Source organism: Xanthomonas axonopodis pv. maculifoliigardeniae, assembly GCF_041519315.1.
GTDB classification, from domain to species: Bacteria; Pseudomonadota; Gammaproteobacteria; order Xanthomonadales; family Xanthomonadaceae; genus Xanthomonas; species Xanthomonas euvesicatoria.
Window position 1 is genome coordinate 1,094,895 of sequence record NZ_CP167998.1, and the last position, 14,630, is coordinate 1,109,524.

The window sequence follows — 14,630 nt, forward strand, 5'->3', positions numbered from 1 at the left end:
ACTCACGCGTCAGCTCAACAACTCAGCCCGAACGGCCAGCGCGCTTGCGGTCGCTTTCGGTCAGGAATTTCTTGCGCAGGCGGATTTCCTTCGGGGTGACTTCCACCAGCTCGTCGTCCTCGATGAAGTCCAGCGCCTGTTCCAGCGTGTACTTGATCGCTGGGGTCAGCTTGATCGCATCGTCCTTGCCCGAGGCGCGCATGTTGGTCAGCGGCTTGGTCTTGATCGCGTTGACGGTCAGGTCGTTGTCCTTGGAGTGGATACCCACCAGCTGGCCTTCGTACACGTTGTCGCCTTCGGCGGCGAACAGGCGGCCACGCTCTTCCAGCGGCCCCAAGGCATATGCCGGGGTCGCACCCGGTGCATTGGCAATCATCACGCCGTTCTGGCGCTTGGCGATGGCGCCCTGTTCCTTCGGACCGTAGTGGTCGAATACGTGAAACAGCAGGCCCGAGCCCTGGGTCAGGGTGCGGAATTCGTTCTGGAAGCCGATCAGGCCACGCGCCGGGATCATGTAATCCAGGCGCACGCGGCCCTTGCCGTCGGGCTCCATGTTCTTCAGCTGGCCCTTGCGGGTGCCCAGCTTTTCCATCACGCCGCCCTGGTGCTGTTCTTCGATGTCCACCACCAGCTGCTCGATCGGCTCCATCAACTTGCCGTCGATTTCCTTGATGATCACTTCCGGGCGCGATACGGCCAGCTCGTAGCCTTCACGACGCATGTTTTCGATCAGCACCGACAGGTGCAGCTCGCCACGGCCGGAGACCAGGAACTTGTCGGCGTCCGAGCCTTCCTCGACCTTCAGCGCCACGTTGTGCACTTTCTCGCGGTCCAGACGGTCGCGCAGCTGGCGGCTGGTCAGGAACTTGCCGCCGGAAAGGTCCTTGTTGCCGGCGAACGGCGAGTTGTTGACCTGGAAGGTCATCGAGATGGTCGGTTCGTCCACGGTCAGCGCCGGCAGCGCTTCGGGATGATCGAGCGCGCACACGGTGTCAGAGATGGTCAGTTCCTGGATGCCGGAGATGGCCACGATGTCGCCGGCCTCGGCGGTGTCCTGCTCGATACGCTCCAGGCCCAGGAAGCCCAGCACCTGCAGCACCTTGCCCTGGCGCTTCTTGCCTTCGCGGTCGATCACGCTGACCGGCATGTTCTTCTTCAACGTGCCGCGCTGGATGCGGCCGATGCCGATCACGCCGACGAAGTTGTTGTAGTCCAGCTGGCTGATGCGCATCTGGAACGGGCCGTCCGGGTCCACGTCCGGGGCCGAGACGTGCTGCATGATCGCTTCGTACAGCGGGGTCATGTCGCCTTCGCGCACGTCCGAATCCAGGCTGGCGTAGCCGTTCAGTGCGGAGGTGTAGACGATCGGGAAATCCAGCTGCTCGTCGGTGGCGCCGAGCTTGTCGAACAGGTCGAACACCTGGTCGATCACCCAGTCAGGGCGTGCGCCGGGACGGTCGATCTTGTTGACCACCACGATCGGCTTGAAGCCCATCGCAAAGGCCTTCTGGGTCACGAAGCGGGTCTGCGGCATCGGGCCGTCCATCGCGTCGACCAGGATCAGCACCGAGTCCACCATCGACAGCACGCGCTCGACTTCGCCACCGAAGTCGGCGTGTCCGGGGGTGTCGACGATGTTGATGCGGTTGCCCTGCCAGGTGATGGCGGTGTTCTTGGCCAGGATCGTGATGCCACGTTCCTTTTCCTGGTCGTTACTGTCCATCACGCGTTCAGCCAACACGGTGCGTTCGGACAGGGTGCCGGACTGCTTCAGCAGGCAGTCGACGAGGGTGGTCTTGCCATGGTCGACGTGCGCGACGATGGCGATATTGCGGAGTTTTTCGATAGACATGCGGAAAGGGCCCCTGTCTGGCGCCAGTCTTGAGATGAGGTAAGCCCGACATTATAGCGGTTTCGTTGCGCTGCCGTTGCCGATTGCCCGGAGTCGATTCAGATCGCCCATTCAGCCAGCGTGACGGGCCGCGCGCCGGGCGGGCGGGAGCGTTGAACGATGGTCGTACCCATGCGGCCGGCCACGCACCCGGGTGTATCCTAGCGGGCTATTGATCACCCCAGAACCTGCAAGGATTTCTATGTCCCTGATCGCCACTTTCGACACCTCCCGCGGCCCGATCGTCGTCGAGCTGTACCCGGACAAGGCCCCGCTGACGGTTGCCAACTTCGTTAACCTGGCCAAGCGCGGCTTCTACAACGGCCTGAGCTTCCATCGCGTCATCGCCGACTTCATGATCCAGGGCGGTTGTCCGGAAGGTTCCGGCCGCGGCGGCCCGGGCTACCGTTTCGAAGACGAGACCAACAACGGCGTGGGCCACGAGCGCGGCGTGTTGTCCATGGCCAATGCCGGCCCGAACACCAACGGCAGCCAGTTCTTCATTACCCACACCGCCACCCCGTGGCTGGACGGCAAGCACACCGTATTCGGCAAGGTCACCCAGGGCCTGGACGTGGTCGATAGCGTTGCCCAGGGCGACACCATCAATACGCTCACCATCGAAGGCGACACCGACGCCGTGCTGGCCGCCAAAGCCGACCGCGTTGCGGAGTGGAACAAGATCCTCGCCGCCTGATCGCATCCCGTCGAACGGCCGCCATGTGCGGCCGTTCGCTTGTCAACGCGCGCCGCCAGGCCCTGCGCCCCGCCAGCGTGCGACCCCCACCAACGTTTTTTAGCAGAGGAAACACCCCATGAAAGCACCTGTTCGTGTTGCTGTGACCGGCGCTGCCGGCCAGATCGGCTATGCCCTGCTGTTCCGCATCGCTTCCGGCGAAATGCTGGGCAAGGACCAGCCGGTCATTCTGCAGTTGCTTGAACTGCCCATTGAGAAGGCCCAGGCCGCCCTCAAGGGCGTGATGATGGAACTGGAAGACTGCGCGTTTCCGCTGCTGGCCGGCATGGTCGGTACCGACGACGCCGAAGTGGCCTTCAAGGACGTTGATATCGCCCTGCTGGTCGGTTCGCGTCCGCGCGGCCCGGGCATGGAGCGCAAGGACCTGCTGCTGGCCAATGCGGAGATCTTCACCGCACAGGGCGCGGCCCTGAACAAGGTCGCCAAGCGCGACGTGAAGGTGCTGGTGGTCGGCAACCCGGCCAACACCAACGCCTACATCGCCATGAAGTCGGCGCCGGACCTGGACCCGAAGAATTTCACCGCCATGCTGCGCCTGGACCACAACCGCGCGCTGAGCCAGCTCTCGGCCAAGCTCGGCAAGCCGGTTGCCGGCATCGAGAAGCTGGCGGTGTGGGGTAACCACAGCCCGACCATGTACCCGGATTATCGTTTCGCCACCGCCGATGGTGCCTCCGTCGGTGATGCGATCAACGACCAGGAGTGGAACGCTTCCACCTTCATCCCGACCGTGGGCAAGCGCGGCGCAGCGATCATCGAAGCGCGTGGCCTGTCCTCGGCCGCCTCCGCCGCCAATGCCGCCATCGACCACATCCGTGACTGGGTGCTGGGCACCAACGGCAAGTGGGTGACGATGGGCGTGCCGTCGGACGGCTCCTACGGCATTCCGGAAGGCGTGATGTTCGGCTTCCCGGTCACCACCGAAAATGGCAAGTACACCATCGTCAAGGATCTGCCGATCGACGACTTCAGCCAGAAGTACATCGACAAGACCCTGGCCGAGCTGGAAGAAGAGCGCAGCGGCGTGGCGCATCTGCTGGGCTGAGTTATTCGGTCACTGCTGTCATGAAAACGCCGGGCATTGCCCGGCGTTTTTTTTATTGCGCCTCGCGTGGCAGACACTGCGCGGTCAGGCCAGGCCTTCGGCCTTGAGCGCAGCCTGCACATCGGCATCGGCCAGCATGCGTTGCACGAACGCCTGCAGCGCATTCAATCCATCCAGATTCACCGCGCCTTTCTGCGCCCACAGCAAGGTGACGAACAAATACGCATCGGCACCGGTGTGGCTGTCGCTGACAAGCCAGGTGCGACCTTGCAGATGCGCATCGACGCGCTCGTACAGCGTGCGCAATTTGCTGCGCGCATCGTCCTGGCTGCGCGCAATCAGCGCCGGGTCTTGCAGATACGCGGTGCTGCCGAAGATCGGCTTGAAGGTGGGGTGCACGTCGGCATTGACGAAGGCGATCCACCGATTGATCTCGGCACGGCTGCGCGCGGTGCCATCGCCGGATAGGCCGGTGAGCGGTGCGATGTCGGCGATGTAATTGAGAATGGCTGCATTCTGGGTCAGTGCCCAATCGTCGACCATCAGCAATGGCACCGAGCCTGCTGGATTCAGACGCAGATACTCGGGAGATTTCATCGTTGCCGCATCGACCACACTCAGGTCGAACGGCAGCCCCGACCAACGCAACACGATGTGATCTGCCAGCGAACAAGCGCCGGGCTTGGTATACAGCTTCATGGACGATCCACGCGGGAATGAAGACCCAAGCTTAGCGGGCAGACGATGCCGTGTGGAGCGCGCAGCGGGAATTGGGCTTCAGCAGGGCGCCGCTCATTGGCCCATGGCTCGCTCGCGCTGGTGTCGCGCCGATATGAACGGCATCACCGAACTGGCAGCGCGCACGTGGCGGCTCCGGCCTGGTCAGGCTCTTCTTTGCAACCTGTCCGGGCGCGGGAAGCGAGTCGGTGCCTGATAAGGCTTGCTGCCGCGCTGGTCGATCGCCATGCGTGCAGTGTGTCCGTTGTATGCGACGCATGAGCGTCTTGAGATAGGCGCTTGAAACACGTCAAACGCAGCGGCACTGCGTCTCGATGATCAACGATCCCAGCGACGTATGACGCTCAGAGGTACCGCGACAGTCCGCGCTTAGGACGCGTTGCGCGGGCGCAGCGATTGCACGCGATAGAACGTGTGGTCGCCGATGGTGGCCACCTGATAGGCATTACGCCAGCTGGGGCTCGCAATTGCGCTTGCGGCAAAGTGGCTGGCGCCCGGCACGATCTCCTTGCGTTGGCCAACCGGCAATGCCCAGTTGCGCTGCGCCGCCAGTGCCACGCCCAATGCCTTGTTCCAGGCATCGTCGTTCTTCAGCTGCGTGCCTGGCGCGACGATCGTCGGCGCGAACTGCTTGCGTGCAGTGACCACCTGACACATCGAGTCGCCCCACAAACCACTATCCAGGCGACGCAATGCAACTTCTGCAACGGCCTGCTGGCCACGCAAGGTCTGGTCGCGCGCTTCCAGATAGACGGTCGTGCTCAAACACAGCGAATCTGCGGCTGGCTGCGGCAACACATGCGACAGCCAGAGTATCCAAACAAGTTTCATAGAACTCCTTGCTCCGTATGGGCCGGTCCGCAGAGCATCCAATGTGGATGCACCAGTGCAGAGGGCTTGGCGTCATGGGGAGGCGACCTGCCACCGGTCGCCAAATGCTTCGGCGAAAGACCATCTGCCGAAGGCGCCCACCAAATGCGGTGGGTCAAAAAGTTGGCGCAAGGTAGGCGTCGATCACACAATCGCGGCTGAATGAGAGGGGTTGACGATTGCAACTGCCCGCAACGCATGGCGCTGCACACCCGCGTCGCGTGCATCGCAACATCGCATCTGCGTCGCATCTGCGTCGCATCGTTGCAGCGCCTGTTGTGTTGCCTGGATTTTTTGCCACATCGCGTACGCTGCGGCATTGCGCGTTGGTTTTGGAAGATCGCCTGGCGGCCAAAAAAGCACGCTCCGCATAAGCGAATTTTTCTTACACGCGCTCGTCACGCGTTGTTGTGTGGTCCACTGGAGTTGCGCAGTTGGGTTTCGTACATCGACCACGAATGCGCGAGAAAAAAGAGCATTGCGGTGACGCCAGCGATGGCGGAAGTGCTACGTGTCCGAGATATATCGTCGTGCTGCAGTCTTGGCGATTTAGGCATCATCTTGGATGCGTACAGATGCGGGGTCTCGACGCATCTTGCTGATAACGCCATCGGAAGCAGCACAGACGCCAGCCGTTGCAGAGAAAGCTATCTGCCATTACGACGCGATTTCCGTCACTGAATGACGTTCGGAGGATGCGTGACCATGTTTCGACAGCTCGTCGATCATTCGATGCGCCAGGGGTGCGCCCTACTGCGTTGCGATGTGTTCCGAGGTCGCCTGCTTATGCGCGCAAGAGCACGAAGATGCTCAAGTGCAGAAGTGCCAGGCACATAAGTTTCAAGACGAATGGACGCCAAGGCGAAGGAGGCGATGAGGCGCCAGGTGCTGCAGTCAGTGCAGCATGCACTGTCGGCATCGCGTGCATGCAGCTTTCGAAAATCTTTATCCAAGTGACAAAGCGTGCGGTGTATTCGCATCCCATAACCGCGTTGATGCTCTCGCAGTAACTGCGAATCGACAGCGCAAGAAACAAGCATCGACCCGAGCGCGTTTCAGGTGCGCGAAGTGCCCACCCGTCTACCAGGCAGGTGCTTGTCGAAAATGCGCTGCGGGGCAGGCACGCAATATGGCAGGCGGCAGTGCGCGCGGTGACGATGCATGCGGCACTTATCGCCGAGCCGCACGACAAAAAGAGGGAATGGGCGTCGCAGACCGCCACATCCGCGTGCATGTCGGCGTCGGTAACGCCGCATGCACGTCAGTCGTGCAGCCAGGACGCGAACACAACGACGGCGTCGTGGTGACGCCGTCTTTGAAAACCCCTTACAGGGTCGCGGCCAGCCGACTTGCCTGGTTGATCGCGCGCTTGGCATCCAGTTCGGCCGCCACGTCCGCGCCGCCGATCAAATGCGGCTGCTGGCCATTGGCCTGCAGCGCAGCCAGCAACTCGCGACGCGGCTCCTGCCCGGCGCATACCACCACCGTGCCGACATCTAGCAGCTGTTCGCTGCCTTCCACGCGAATGCGCAGGCCGGCATCGTCCACGCCCAGATATTCCACGCCGCCGAGCATCTTGACGCCCTTGGCCTTGAGCGTCGCGCGGTGGATCCAGCCGGTGGTCTTGCCCAGGCGTGCACCAGGCTTGCCGGGGCTGCGCTGCAACAGCCAGACCTGGCGGGCGGCGCGCTCGGGTTGCGGTTTGGTCAACGCACCGCGCGCTTCGAAGTTCGGGTCAACGCCCCATTCGGCCATCCAGCGCTGCGGATCCAGCGCAGGCGATTGGCCGGTGTGCACCAGAAACTCACCGACATCAAAGCCAATGCCGCCGGCACCGATGATCGCCACCTTGTCGGCGGCCACGTGGCGGCCCAGCACCACGTCGAGGTAGCTCACCACCATCGGATGATCGGCACCGGGGAAATCCACCTTGCGCGGCTCGATGCCGGTTGCCAGCACGACTTCGTCAAAGTCTTTCAGATCGGCCGCCTGTACCGGGGTGTTCAGACGCAGCTGCACGCCGGTCGCTTCGATGCGATGGCCGAAGTAACGCAAGGTCTCGTTGAATTCTTCCTTGCCCGGAATGCGCCTGGCGACATTGAATTGCCCCCCGATCGCATCGCTAACTTCGAACAAGGTCACCCGGTGCCCGCGTTCTGCCGCCACTGTCGCGCAGGCCATACCGGCCGGGCCGGCCCCGACCACGGCGATGCGCTTGGGCGTGGCAGTCGGGGTGTAGTTGAGTTCGGTCTCGTGTACGGCACGTGGGTTGACCAGGCAGCTGGCCAGCTTGTTGTCGAAAACATGATCCAGGCAGGCCTGATTACAGGCGATACACGTATTGATCGTGTGCGACTGCCCGGCGCGCGCTTTATTGGTCCACTGCGGGTCGGCCAGCAGCGGCCGCGCCAGCGACACCATGTCTGCGGCACCGTCGGCCAGGATGCGCTCGGCCACCTCCGGCATGTTGATGCGGTTGGTGGCCACCACCGGAATGCGCAGATGCGGTTTGAGCTTGGCGGTGACCCCGACAAACGCGGCGCGCGGCACCGAGGTGGCGATGGTGGGAATGCGCGCTTCGTGCCAGCCGATACCGGAATTGATGATGGTCGCGCCGGCCGCTTCGATCGCCTGTGCCTGCGCCAGGATTTCCTGCCATTGGTTGCCGTCTTCGACCAGATCCACCAGCGACAGCCGATAGATGATGATGAAATCCGGCCCGCAGGCCTCGCGGATGCGCCGCACGATCTCCACCGCAAAGCGCATGCGCTTGCTGGCATCGCCGCCCCACGCGTCGCTGCGCCGATTGGTGCGCGCGGCGGTGAATTCATTGATCAGATAGCCTTCCGAGCCCATGACCTCGACGCCGTCGTAGCCTGCCTCGCGCGCCAGCCGCGCGGCACGCGCATACGCGGCGATCTGCCGGTCCACCGCGCCGGCCGACAACGCACGTGGAGTGAACGGGTTGATCGGTGCCTTGAGCCTGGACGGCGCAACCGACAGCGGGTGGTACGCATAGCGCCCGGCGTGCAGCAGCTGCAGGCAGATCTTGGCGCCGTGTTCGTGGACTGCGCGGGTGACCTGGCGATGCGGGCGTACTTCCCACGGCCACGATAACTTGCCGCCGAATGGCTTGAGCCAGCCCACCACATTGGGCGAAAACCCACCGGTCACGATCAGGCCCACGCCACCGGCGGCGCGCTCGGCGAAATACGCCGCCAACTTGGGGAAGTCGCGCGCACGGTCTTCCAGGCCCGTGTGCATCGAGCCCATCAGGACCCGATTACGCAATTGCGTGAAGCCCAGATCGAGCGGGGTGAACAGGTGCGGGAAAGACAAGGCGGAGGGGCCGGTGGCGGGCGACATGATGTGGATACGCTGGCGTACGGATTGCGCACGATGCCGGCAAACCGGTCTGGCGGCAAGTCCTGGTGCATGCAGCGGCGCGCCGATGCTGCAGACGCCCGTTCGGCACCACGCCTGTGCTGCCGTCCGCACAGGCGCGCCCCGATGCGCAGGCGCCTTTCGCACCAGGGCATCAGGGCAGCGACCTTGGCCCGCCGGCCGCCTTACCAGCCGGCCAGCACCAGCTTGCCGATCGTGCTGCCGCTTTCCAGCCGACGGTGCGCCTCGCGCAGCTGCTGCGCATTGATCGGCGACAGCGTCTCGGTATGCGTGGTGCGCAGTTCGCCGGCATCGATCAGGCTGGCTGCCCGGTTGAGGATACGGTGCTGCTCGACCATGTCCTCGGTCGCGTAGCGCGCGCGCGTGAACATCAACTCCCAATGGATGCCGATGCACTTGGATTTGTAGGGGTCGCCGATCGACAACGGCCCGCGCGGCTCCACGATCAGGCCCACATGGCCCTGCGGCGCCAGCACTTCGCCCAGTGGCTGCCAGTAGCGGTCGGTGTCGGCCAGATTGAGCGCCGCGTCCACCGTGTCCAGTCCCAGCGCCTGCAGTTGCGGCTGCAGCGGTTGGTGATGATCGATCACGTGATGCGCGCCCATTTGGCGAACCCACTCGATGCTCTCCGGGCGCGAGGCGGTGGCGATCACCGTGAATCCGGCATGCCGCGCCAGCTGGATCGCGATGGAGCCCACGCCACCAGCGCCGCCGATGATCAGCAGATGCCTGCCGCGATTGCGTGCACCGTCGAACGAAAAGGGCATGCGCTGGAACAGCAACTCCCATGCCGTCAGGGTGGTCAGCGGCAACGCGGCCGCCTGCGCGAAGCTGAGCGAGGTCGGTTTGCATCCGGCAATGCGGGCGTCCACCAGCTGGTACTGCGCATTGCTGCCCGGCCGCCCGATATCGCCGGCGTAGTAGACCTCGTCGCCGACCGCAAAGGCGGTGACCTCCGGGCCGACCGCCTCGATCACCCCGGCGGCGTCGTAACCCAGGATCTTCGGCGCGTGCAGCGGTTGCGGCTTGGGCGCGCGCACCTTCGTATCGACCGGGTTCACCGAGATCGCTTCCACCCGCACCAATAAGTCATACCCCGACGGCGCCGCAGGTGTCGGAAGTTCCATGTCAAGCAGCGATTCGGGATCGTCGATCGGAAGATGGCGGGTGAGGGCGACAGCTTTCATTGGAGCGCTCCAGAGCGGGAGGTTCAGGGTGCGTTGTGGAGCAAGTCGCCCGCAACCACCGACCCCACAATTCAGCTCGGACGGGGCCTGGCGTTCACCAATGTAGTTTTCGAGGCCGCCTGGGACGCTAAAAACCAGTCAGCCTGAAAGCGTATTCAAGTGACTTAATTGGGCTGCGGTTCATGCAGGCGCGTTATCCGAATTGAGCGCGCGGTCCTTTCCTTCATGAAGCTGTATACGTAGTATTGCTTGGCGTTGCGGGACCTGGTGATTGCTTTCACATGTTATATGACCGTTAACGCGATCTTCACCGAGGCCGGCTTAATCTGCGCCCCGATGGCTCTGGATGTGACGAGCATCTTTACCAAGCACAACGCCTCTATCGGTTTTATCTCCCAAAGAAGGAGCTGTATAAATGAACAAGAAAATTCTCACTGCCGCGTTGCTCGGCGGTCTGGCAGTTGCCCAGGCTGCTTCCGCGCAGGAGTTCGACGACCGTTGGTACCTGACCGGTAGCGCTGGCTTCAACTTCCAGGACAGCGATCGCCTGACCAATGATGCCCCGTTCGTCACCCTGGGTCTGGGCAAGTTCGTCAGCCCGAACTGGTCGATCGACGGTGAGCTGAACTATCAGAACCCGAACTTCGATGCCAACCAGGATCTGAACTGGAGCCAGTACGGCATCTCGTTCGACCTGCGTCGCCACTTCATTCAGGAAGGCCGCGGCTGGAACCCCTACCTGCTGTTCGGCCTGGGCTACCAGCGTTCGGAAGAAGAATTCGACGCGACCCCGAACCCGGTTTCGCCGGGCCAGCAGAAGGACGGCAACTTTGCCGCCAAGGCTGGTGTCGGTCTGCAGACCACCTTCGACAAGCGCGTCGCCGTGCGTGCCGAGTTGGCCTATCGCGCTGACTTCAACGACCAGAGCGTTGCCGCTCCGCGCGAAGACTGGTTCGGTGACGTGCTGGCTTCGGTCGGCGTCGTGATCCCGTTGGGACCGGCTCCGTCGACCGCTCCGCCGCCGGCTCCGGCTCCGGTTGCTCCGAGCTGCGCCGATCTGGATGACGACGGTGACGGCGTCAACAACTGCGACGACAAGTGCCCGAACTCGCAGCCTGGCCAGACCATCGGTCCGGACGGTTGCCCGGTTCCTGTCTCGATCGACCTGAAGGGCGTGAACTTCGACTTCAACAAGTCGACCCTGCGTCCGGATGCCGTCTCGATCCTGAGCGAAGCGACCGAAATCCTGAAGCGTTACCCCGATCTGAAGGTCGAGGTTGCCGGTCACACCGACTCGAAGGGTACCGACGCGTACAACCAGAAGCTGTCCGAGCGTCGTGCGACCACCGTGTACGACTACCTGACCAAGAACGGCGTCGATGCGTCGCGTCTGGTCGGCCCGATCGGCTACGGCGAGAGCCGTCCGATTGCTCCGAACACCAACCCGGATGGTTCGGACAATCCGGAAGGTCGTGCGAAGAACCGTCGTACCGAGCTGAACGTCCAGAACTAATTGGACCGCTAGCTTTGCTGCATACAAAACCCGGCCTTGCGCCGGGTTTTGTCTATGCAGGCCCTGGAAAAGCGCGCTCAGGCGCTGCCGATCCTGTCTGTGTTGCCATCCAGGCACGGTTCCTGTTGAAACAGCGTTCATCGCTGCCTACACTCGCCGCGTCAATACCACACTCATACTTGGAAGAACCCGATGCTGCGTACCGCTACGGCAGGACTGCTCTGTCTCGCTCTGATCCCCGCCGCCTACGCCGCTCCGAACTGCGCCGGCAGCATGGTGTCCCAGCCACTGCCGTTGCCCGCCACCGTGGTTGCACCGGCGGCTGCCGAGTTCTACACCCGTAGCGTGCAGCTGGGCATGCCCACTGGGGTGCTGGCACAGCCCTATAGCAGCGACCAGTCGGTGGATCGCGTGCTGCTGCGCCTGCGCGTGGAAGGCTGCCAGGATCTGGCCAAGGTCATTCCGCCTGGCGGCACCGTCAACCCGAACGACCCGGCGGCCTACAAGGCGACCACCGCGTTCGACAACACCCCGTGGCGCTTCGACATGAGCCAGAACGGCAAGCGCATGACGGCAGAAGAATTCGATGCCTGGATGAAGGCCCGCGGTGTGCGCGTGGTCAAGGCACGCCCGGCCGCTGGCGCGGCACCTGCCGCGGCAGCGCCCGCAGCACCTGCAGCCGACGCCAAGTCGGTCGAAAACAAGTAAGCCCTGCGGTCGGGACGGCATGCCCCGGCGACCTGCGCCGGCAACGTCCCGGCAGCGTCAGCGTGGTCCGGGAGCGGCCGGTGCAGTGCGCACGTCCGCTGCCGCATCCGCCAATGCCGCGCCACGCCATGGGCTGGCGCGTGTGCTGTCCAAGCTTGGTGTGTGTTCGCGCACCGAGGCAGCGCGCTGGATTGCCGATGGCCGCGTCAGCGTGTCGGCGCGTGTGGTGCGCGACCCCGAATTTCCGATCCGCGGCGATCAGCAATCGTCCATCACTGTCGATGGGCAGCCGCTTGCGGGGCCGGCACGTTGCTATCTGATGCTCAACAAGCCGCGTGGCGTGGTCACCACCGTGCGCGACGAGCAGGGCAGGGACACGGTCTACCGTTGCTTCGATGGCGCCGGCCTACCGTGGATTGCGCCGGTGGGGCGCCTGGACAAGGCCAGCGAAGGCCTGCTGCTTTTCAGCAACGACCCCCAATGGGCGGCGACGGTGACCGACCCGGCGAGAGGGCCGGACAAGACGTACCACGTGCAGATCGATTGCCGCCCCAGTGCCGCGCAACTGGCGCAGCTGCAGGCCGGTGTGGCAGATGCCGACCCTGAGGGCGAGGGTGTGCTGTTGCGTGCCAAACAGGTCAGCGTGCTGCGCGAAGGCGAGCGCAATGCCTGGCTGGAAATCGTGCTGGACGAAGGCCGTAATCGGCAGATCCGCCGGCTGTTGGCCGCAGTCGATATCGGCGTACTGCGGCTGGTGCGGGTGGCGATCGGCCCGCTGGCGATGGGGGAGCTCGGCAAAGGCGCGTGGCGGATGCTGAGCGCCGAGGAAGTCAGGGCGTTGGTGCCGGCGGCGCGCGCCAGCGCGCCAGACGCGCGCTGAGCAGGGCGCTCACCACTTCGTAAGCGCGTGCGTCGCCGGCGCCGTTGGCATCGTGGCGGCGACCCTTGGCGTGATTGCAGCCGGCACAGGCCAGCGCCAGATTGCGCGCATCGTTGGCATCGCCGCCCACCAGCGCGCACAGCGCCGCCGCCGCGCGACGACCGAACCAGGCCTGCGGCACCACGTGTTCCAGCGTGGTGTGGCCAAGCGGTTCGCCGTCGGCGCGCACTTGCAGATGCCGACGGCAATGCAGGCAGCGTGTCTCCCAATGACCGTCGCGCAGCTGCGCCTGCGCATCGGTCTGCGCCGCCAGCAGCAGCCGTTGGCGCAGCACCGTGCGCATGCTCAGGCGTCGATGACCTTGAGTTCGCGCCCGATCTTGATGAACGCTTCGATCGCTTGATCCAGGTGCTCGCGCGTATGCGCTGCGCTGATCTGGGTGCGAATGCGCGCCTGGCCTTTCGGAACCACCGGGAAGAAAAAGCCGATGGCGTAGATGCCTTCTTCCAGCAAGCGCTCGGCGAATTTTTGCGCCAGCGGTGCGTCGTACAGCATCACCGGGCTGATCGGATGCACGCCCGGCTTGACGTCGAAACCGGCGGCGGTCATGCGGGCGCGGAAATAGGTGGTGTTTTCGACCAGCTGCGTGCGCAGCTCGCCCGCGGCATCCAGCATGTCGAAGGCCTTGATGCCGGCAGCCACCACGTGCGGCGGCAATGAATTGGAGAACAGGTAGGGGCGCGAACGCTGACGCAGCAACTCGATCACTTCGCGCTTTGCGGTGGTGAAGCCGCCGAGTGCGCCGCCCATGGCCTTGCCCAGGGTGCCGGTGAAAATATCGATCTGGTCCAGTACGCCTTTGACCTCGGCCGAGCCGCGGCCGGTGGCGCCGAGGAAGCCGGTGGCGTGGCATTCGTCGATATGCACCAGCGCGTTGTACTTGCGGGCCAGGGCAGTGATTTCGTCGAGCGGGGCGATGAAGCCGTCCATCGAGAACACGCCGTCGCTGGTGATCAGCTTGGTCTTGCAACCGGCGGCGTCGGCGGCCTGCAGCTGCGCCTCCAGATCGGCCATGTCGCAGTTGGCGTAGCGGAAGCGCTTGGCCTTGCACAGGCGCACACCATCGATGATGGAGGCATGGTTGAGCGCGTCGGAAATGATGGCGTCGTGCTCGCCCAGCAGCGGTTCGAACAGGCCGCCATTGGCATCGAAACAGGCCGCGTAGAGGATGGTGTCTTCGGTGCCGAAGAACTCGGCGATGCTGCGTTCCAGTTGCTTGTGCAGGTCCTGGGTGCCGCAGATGAAGCGTACCGAGGCCATGCCGAAGCCGTGGCTGTCCAGCGCGTCCTTGGCGGCCTGGATGATGTCCGGGTGGTCGGCCAGGCCCAGATAGTTGTTGGCACAGAAGTTCAGCACGCGGCGGCCATCGGCCAGGGTGATCTCGGCCGACTGCGGACCGGTGATGATGCGCTCGGACTTGAACAGGCCTTGGGCCTGGATGGCATCCAGTTCGGCGGCGTAATGGGCAGTCAGCGCGGCGGGAGCGGTGGTCATGGCGGTCGCAGTGGCAGAAAGAAGCGCAATTTTAACGATCACGGTGGCATACCACTACGTCATGCAAAATCGGCATAAGAGG

General features: G+C 63.8%; 12 protein-coding genes. 5 read left to right on the forward strand and 7 right to left on the reverse strand.

The genetic code is table 11. From position 1 onward, the window contains the following. Positions 1-22: 22 nt before the first annotated feature. A complete protein-coding gene (gene typA, locus ACDH77_RS04845; protein ID WP_003486646.1) occupies positions 23-1,852 on the reverse strand; it encodes a translational GTPase TypA in 1,830 nt (609 codons plus the stop codon). Positions 1,853-2,093: 241 nt separating this feature from the next. On the opposite strand from typA, the gene ACDH77_RS04850 reads away from it, so the two are divergent. Next, on the forward strand, positions 2,094-2,588 hold the full coding sequence (locus tag ACDH77_RS04850; protein WP_003486644.1) for a peptidylprolyl isomerase: 495 nt from the start codon (positions 2,094-2,096) through the stop codon (positions 2,586-2,588). Positions 2,589-2,706: 118 nt separating this feature from the next. Further along, on the forward strand, positions 2,707-3,693 hold the full coding sequence (locus ACDH77_RS04855; RefSeq protein ID WP_008571655.1) for a malate dehydrogenase: 987 nt from the start codon (positions 2,707-2,709) through the stop codon (positions 3,691-3,693). Positions 3,694-3,777: 84 nt separating this feature from the next. On the opposite strand, the gene ACDH77_RS04860 is transcribed toward ACDH77_RS04855, so the two are convergent. The 4 genes from ACDH77_RS04860 to ACDH77_RS04875 form a co-directional block, all read right to left on the reverse strand. After that, entirely contained in the window at positions 3,778-4,392 is a 615-nt protein-coding gene (locus tag ACDH77_RS04860) for a glutathione binding-like protein (protein WP_031421285.1), read from the reverse strand. Positions 4,393-4,800: 408 nt separating this feature from the next. Then, positions 4,801-5,262, reverse strand: a complete 462-nt coding sequence (locus tag ACDH77_RS04865) for a cell wall hydrolase (protein ID WP_005915848.1) — start codon at positions 5,260-5,262, stop codon at positions 4,801-4,803. A gap of 1,365 nt (positions 5,263-6,627) precedes the next feature. After that, positions 6,628-8,667 carry an NADPH-dependent 2,4-dienoyl-CoA reductase gene (locus tag ACDH77_RS04870; RefSeq protein ID WP_031421290.1) on the reverse strand — a complete coding sequence of 680 codons (2,040 nt, stop codon included), beginning with the start codon at positions 8,665-8,667 and terminating at the stop codon, positions 6,628-6,630. A gap of 203 nt (positions 8,668-8,870) precedes the next feature. Next, positions 8,871-9,893 carry a zinc-binding alcohol dehydrogenase family protein gene (locus ACDH77_RS04875; protein ID WP_014089494.1) on the reverse strand — a complete coding sequence of 341 codons (1,023 nt, stop codon included), beginning with the start codon at positions 9,891-9,893 and terminating at the stop codon, positions 8,871-8,873. A 415-nt stretch (positions 9,894-10,308) separates the two neighbouring features. On the opposite strand from ACDH77_RS04875, the gene ACDH77_RS04880 reads away from it, so the two are divergent. From ACDH77_RS04880 to ACDH77_RS04890, 3 genes are all read left to right on the forward strand, one after another. After that, entirely contained in the window at positions 10,309-11,406 is a 1,098-nt protein-coding gene (locus ACDH77_RS04880; RefSeq protein ID WP_008571649.1) for an OmpA family protein, read from the forward strand. A gap of 192 nt (positions 11,407-11,598) precedes the next feature. Beyond that, a complete protein-coding gene (locus tag ACDH77_RS04885) occupies positions 11,599-12,114 on the forward strand; it encodes a hypothetical protein (protein WP_007968908.1) in 516 nt (171 codons plus the stop codon). A 19-nt stretch (positions 12,115-12,133) separates the two neighbouring features. Beyond that, entirely contained in the window at positions 12,134-12,994 is an 861-nt protein-coding gene (locus ACDH77_RS04890) for a pseudouridine synthase (RefSeq protein ID WP_014089496.1), read from the forward strand. Here ACDH77_RS04890 and ACDH77_RS04895 read toward each other — a convergent pair. Beyond that, positions 12,945-13,337, reverse strand: coding sequence for an HNH endonuclease (locus ACDH77_RS04895; RefSeq protein WP_031421295.1), 393 nt, complete (start codon positions 13,335-13,337; stop codon positions 12,945-12,947). The two genes, ACDH77_RS04890 and ACDH77_RS04895, sit on opposite strands and share 50 nt — an antisense overlap. A gap of 2 nt (positions 13,338-13,339) precedes the next feature. After that, on the reverse strand, positions 13,340-14,548 hold the full coding sequence (gene kbl / locus ACDH77_RS04900) for a glycine C-acetyltransferase (RefSeq protein WP_031421297.1): 1,209 nt from the start codon (positions 14,546-14,548) through the stop codon (positions 13,340-13,342). Positions 14,549-14,630 lie beyond the last annotated feature (82 nt).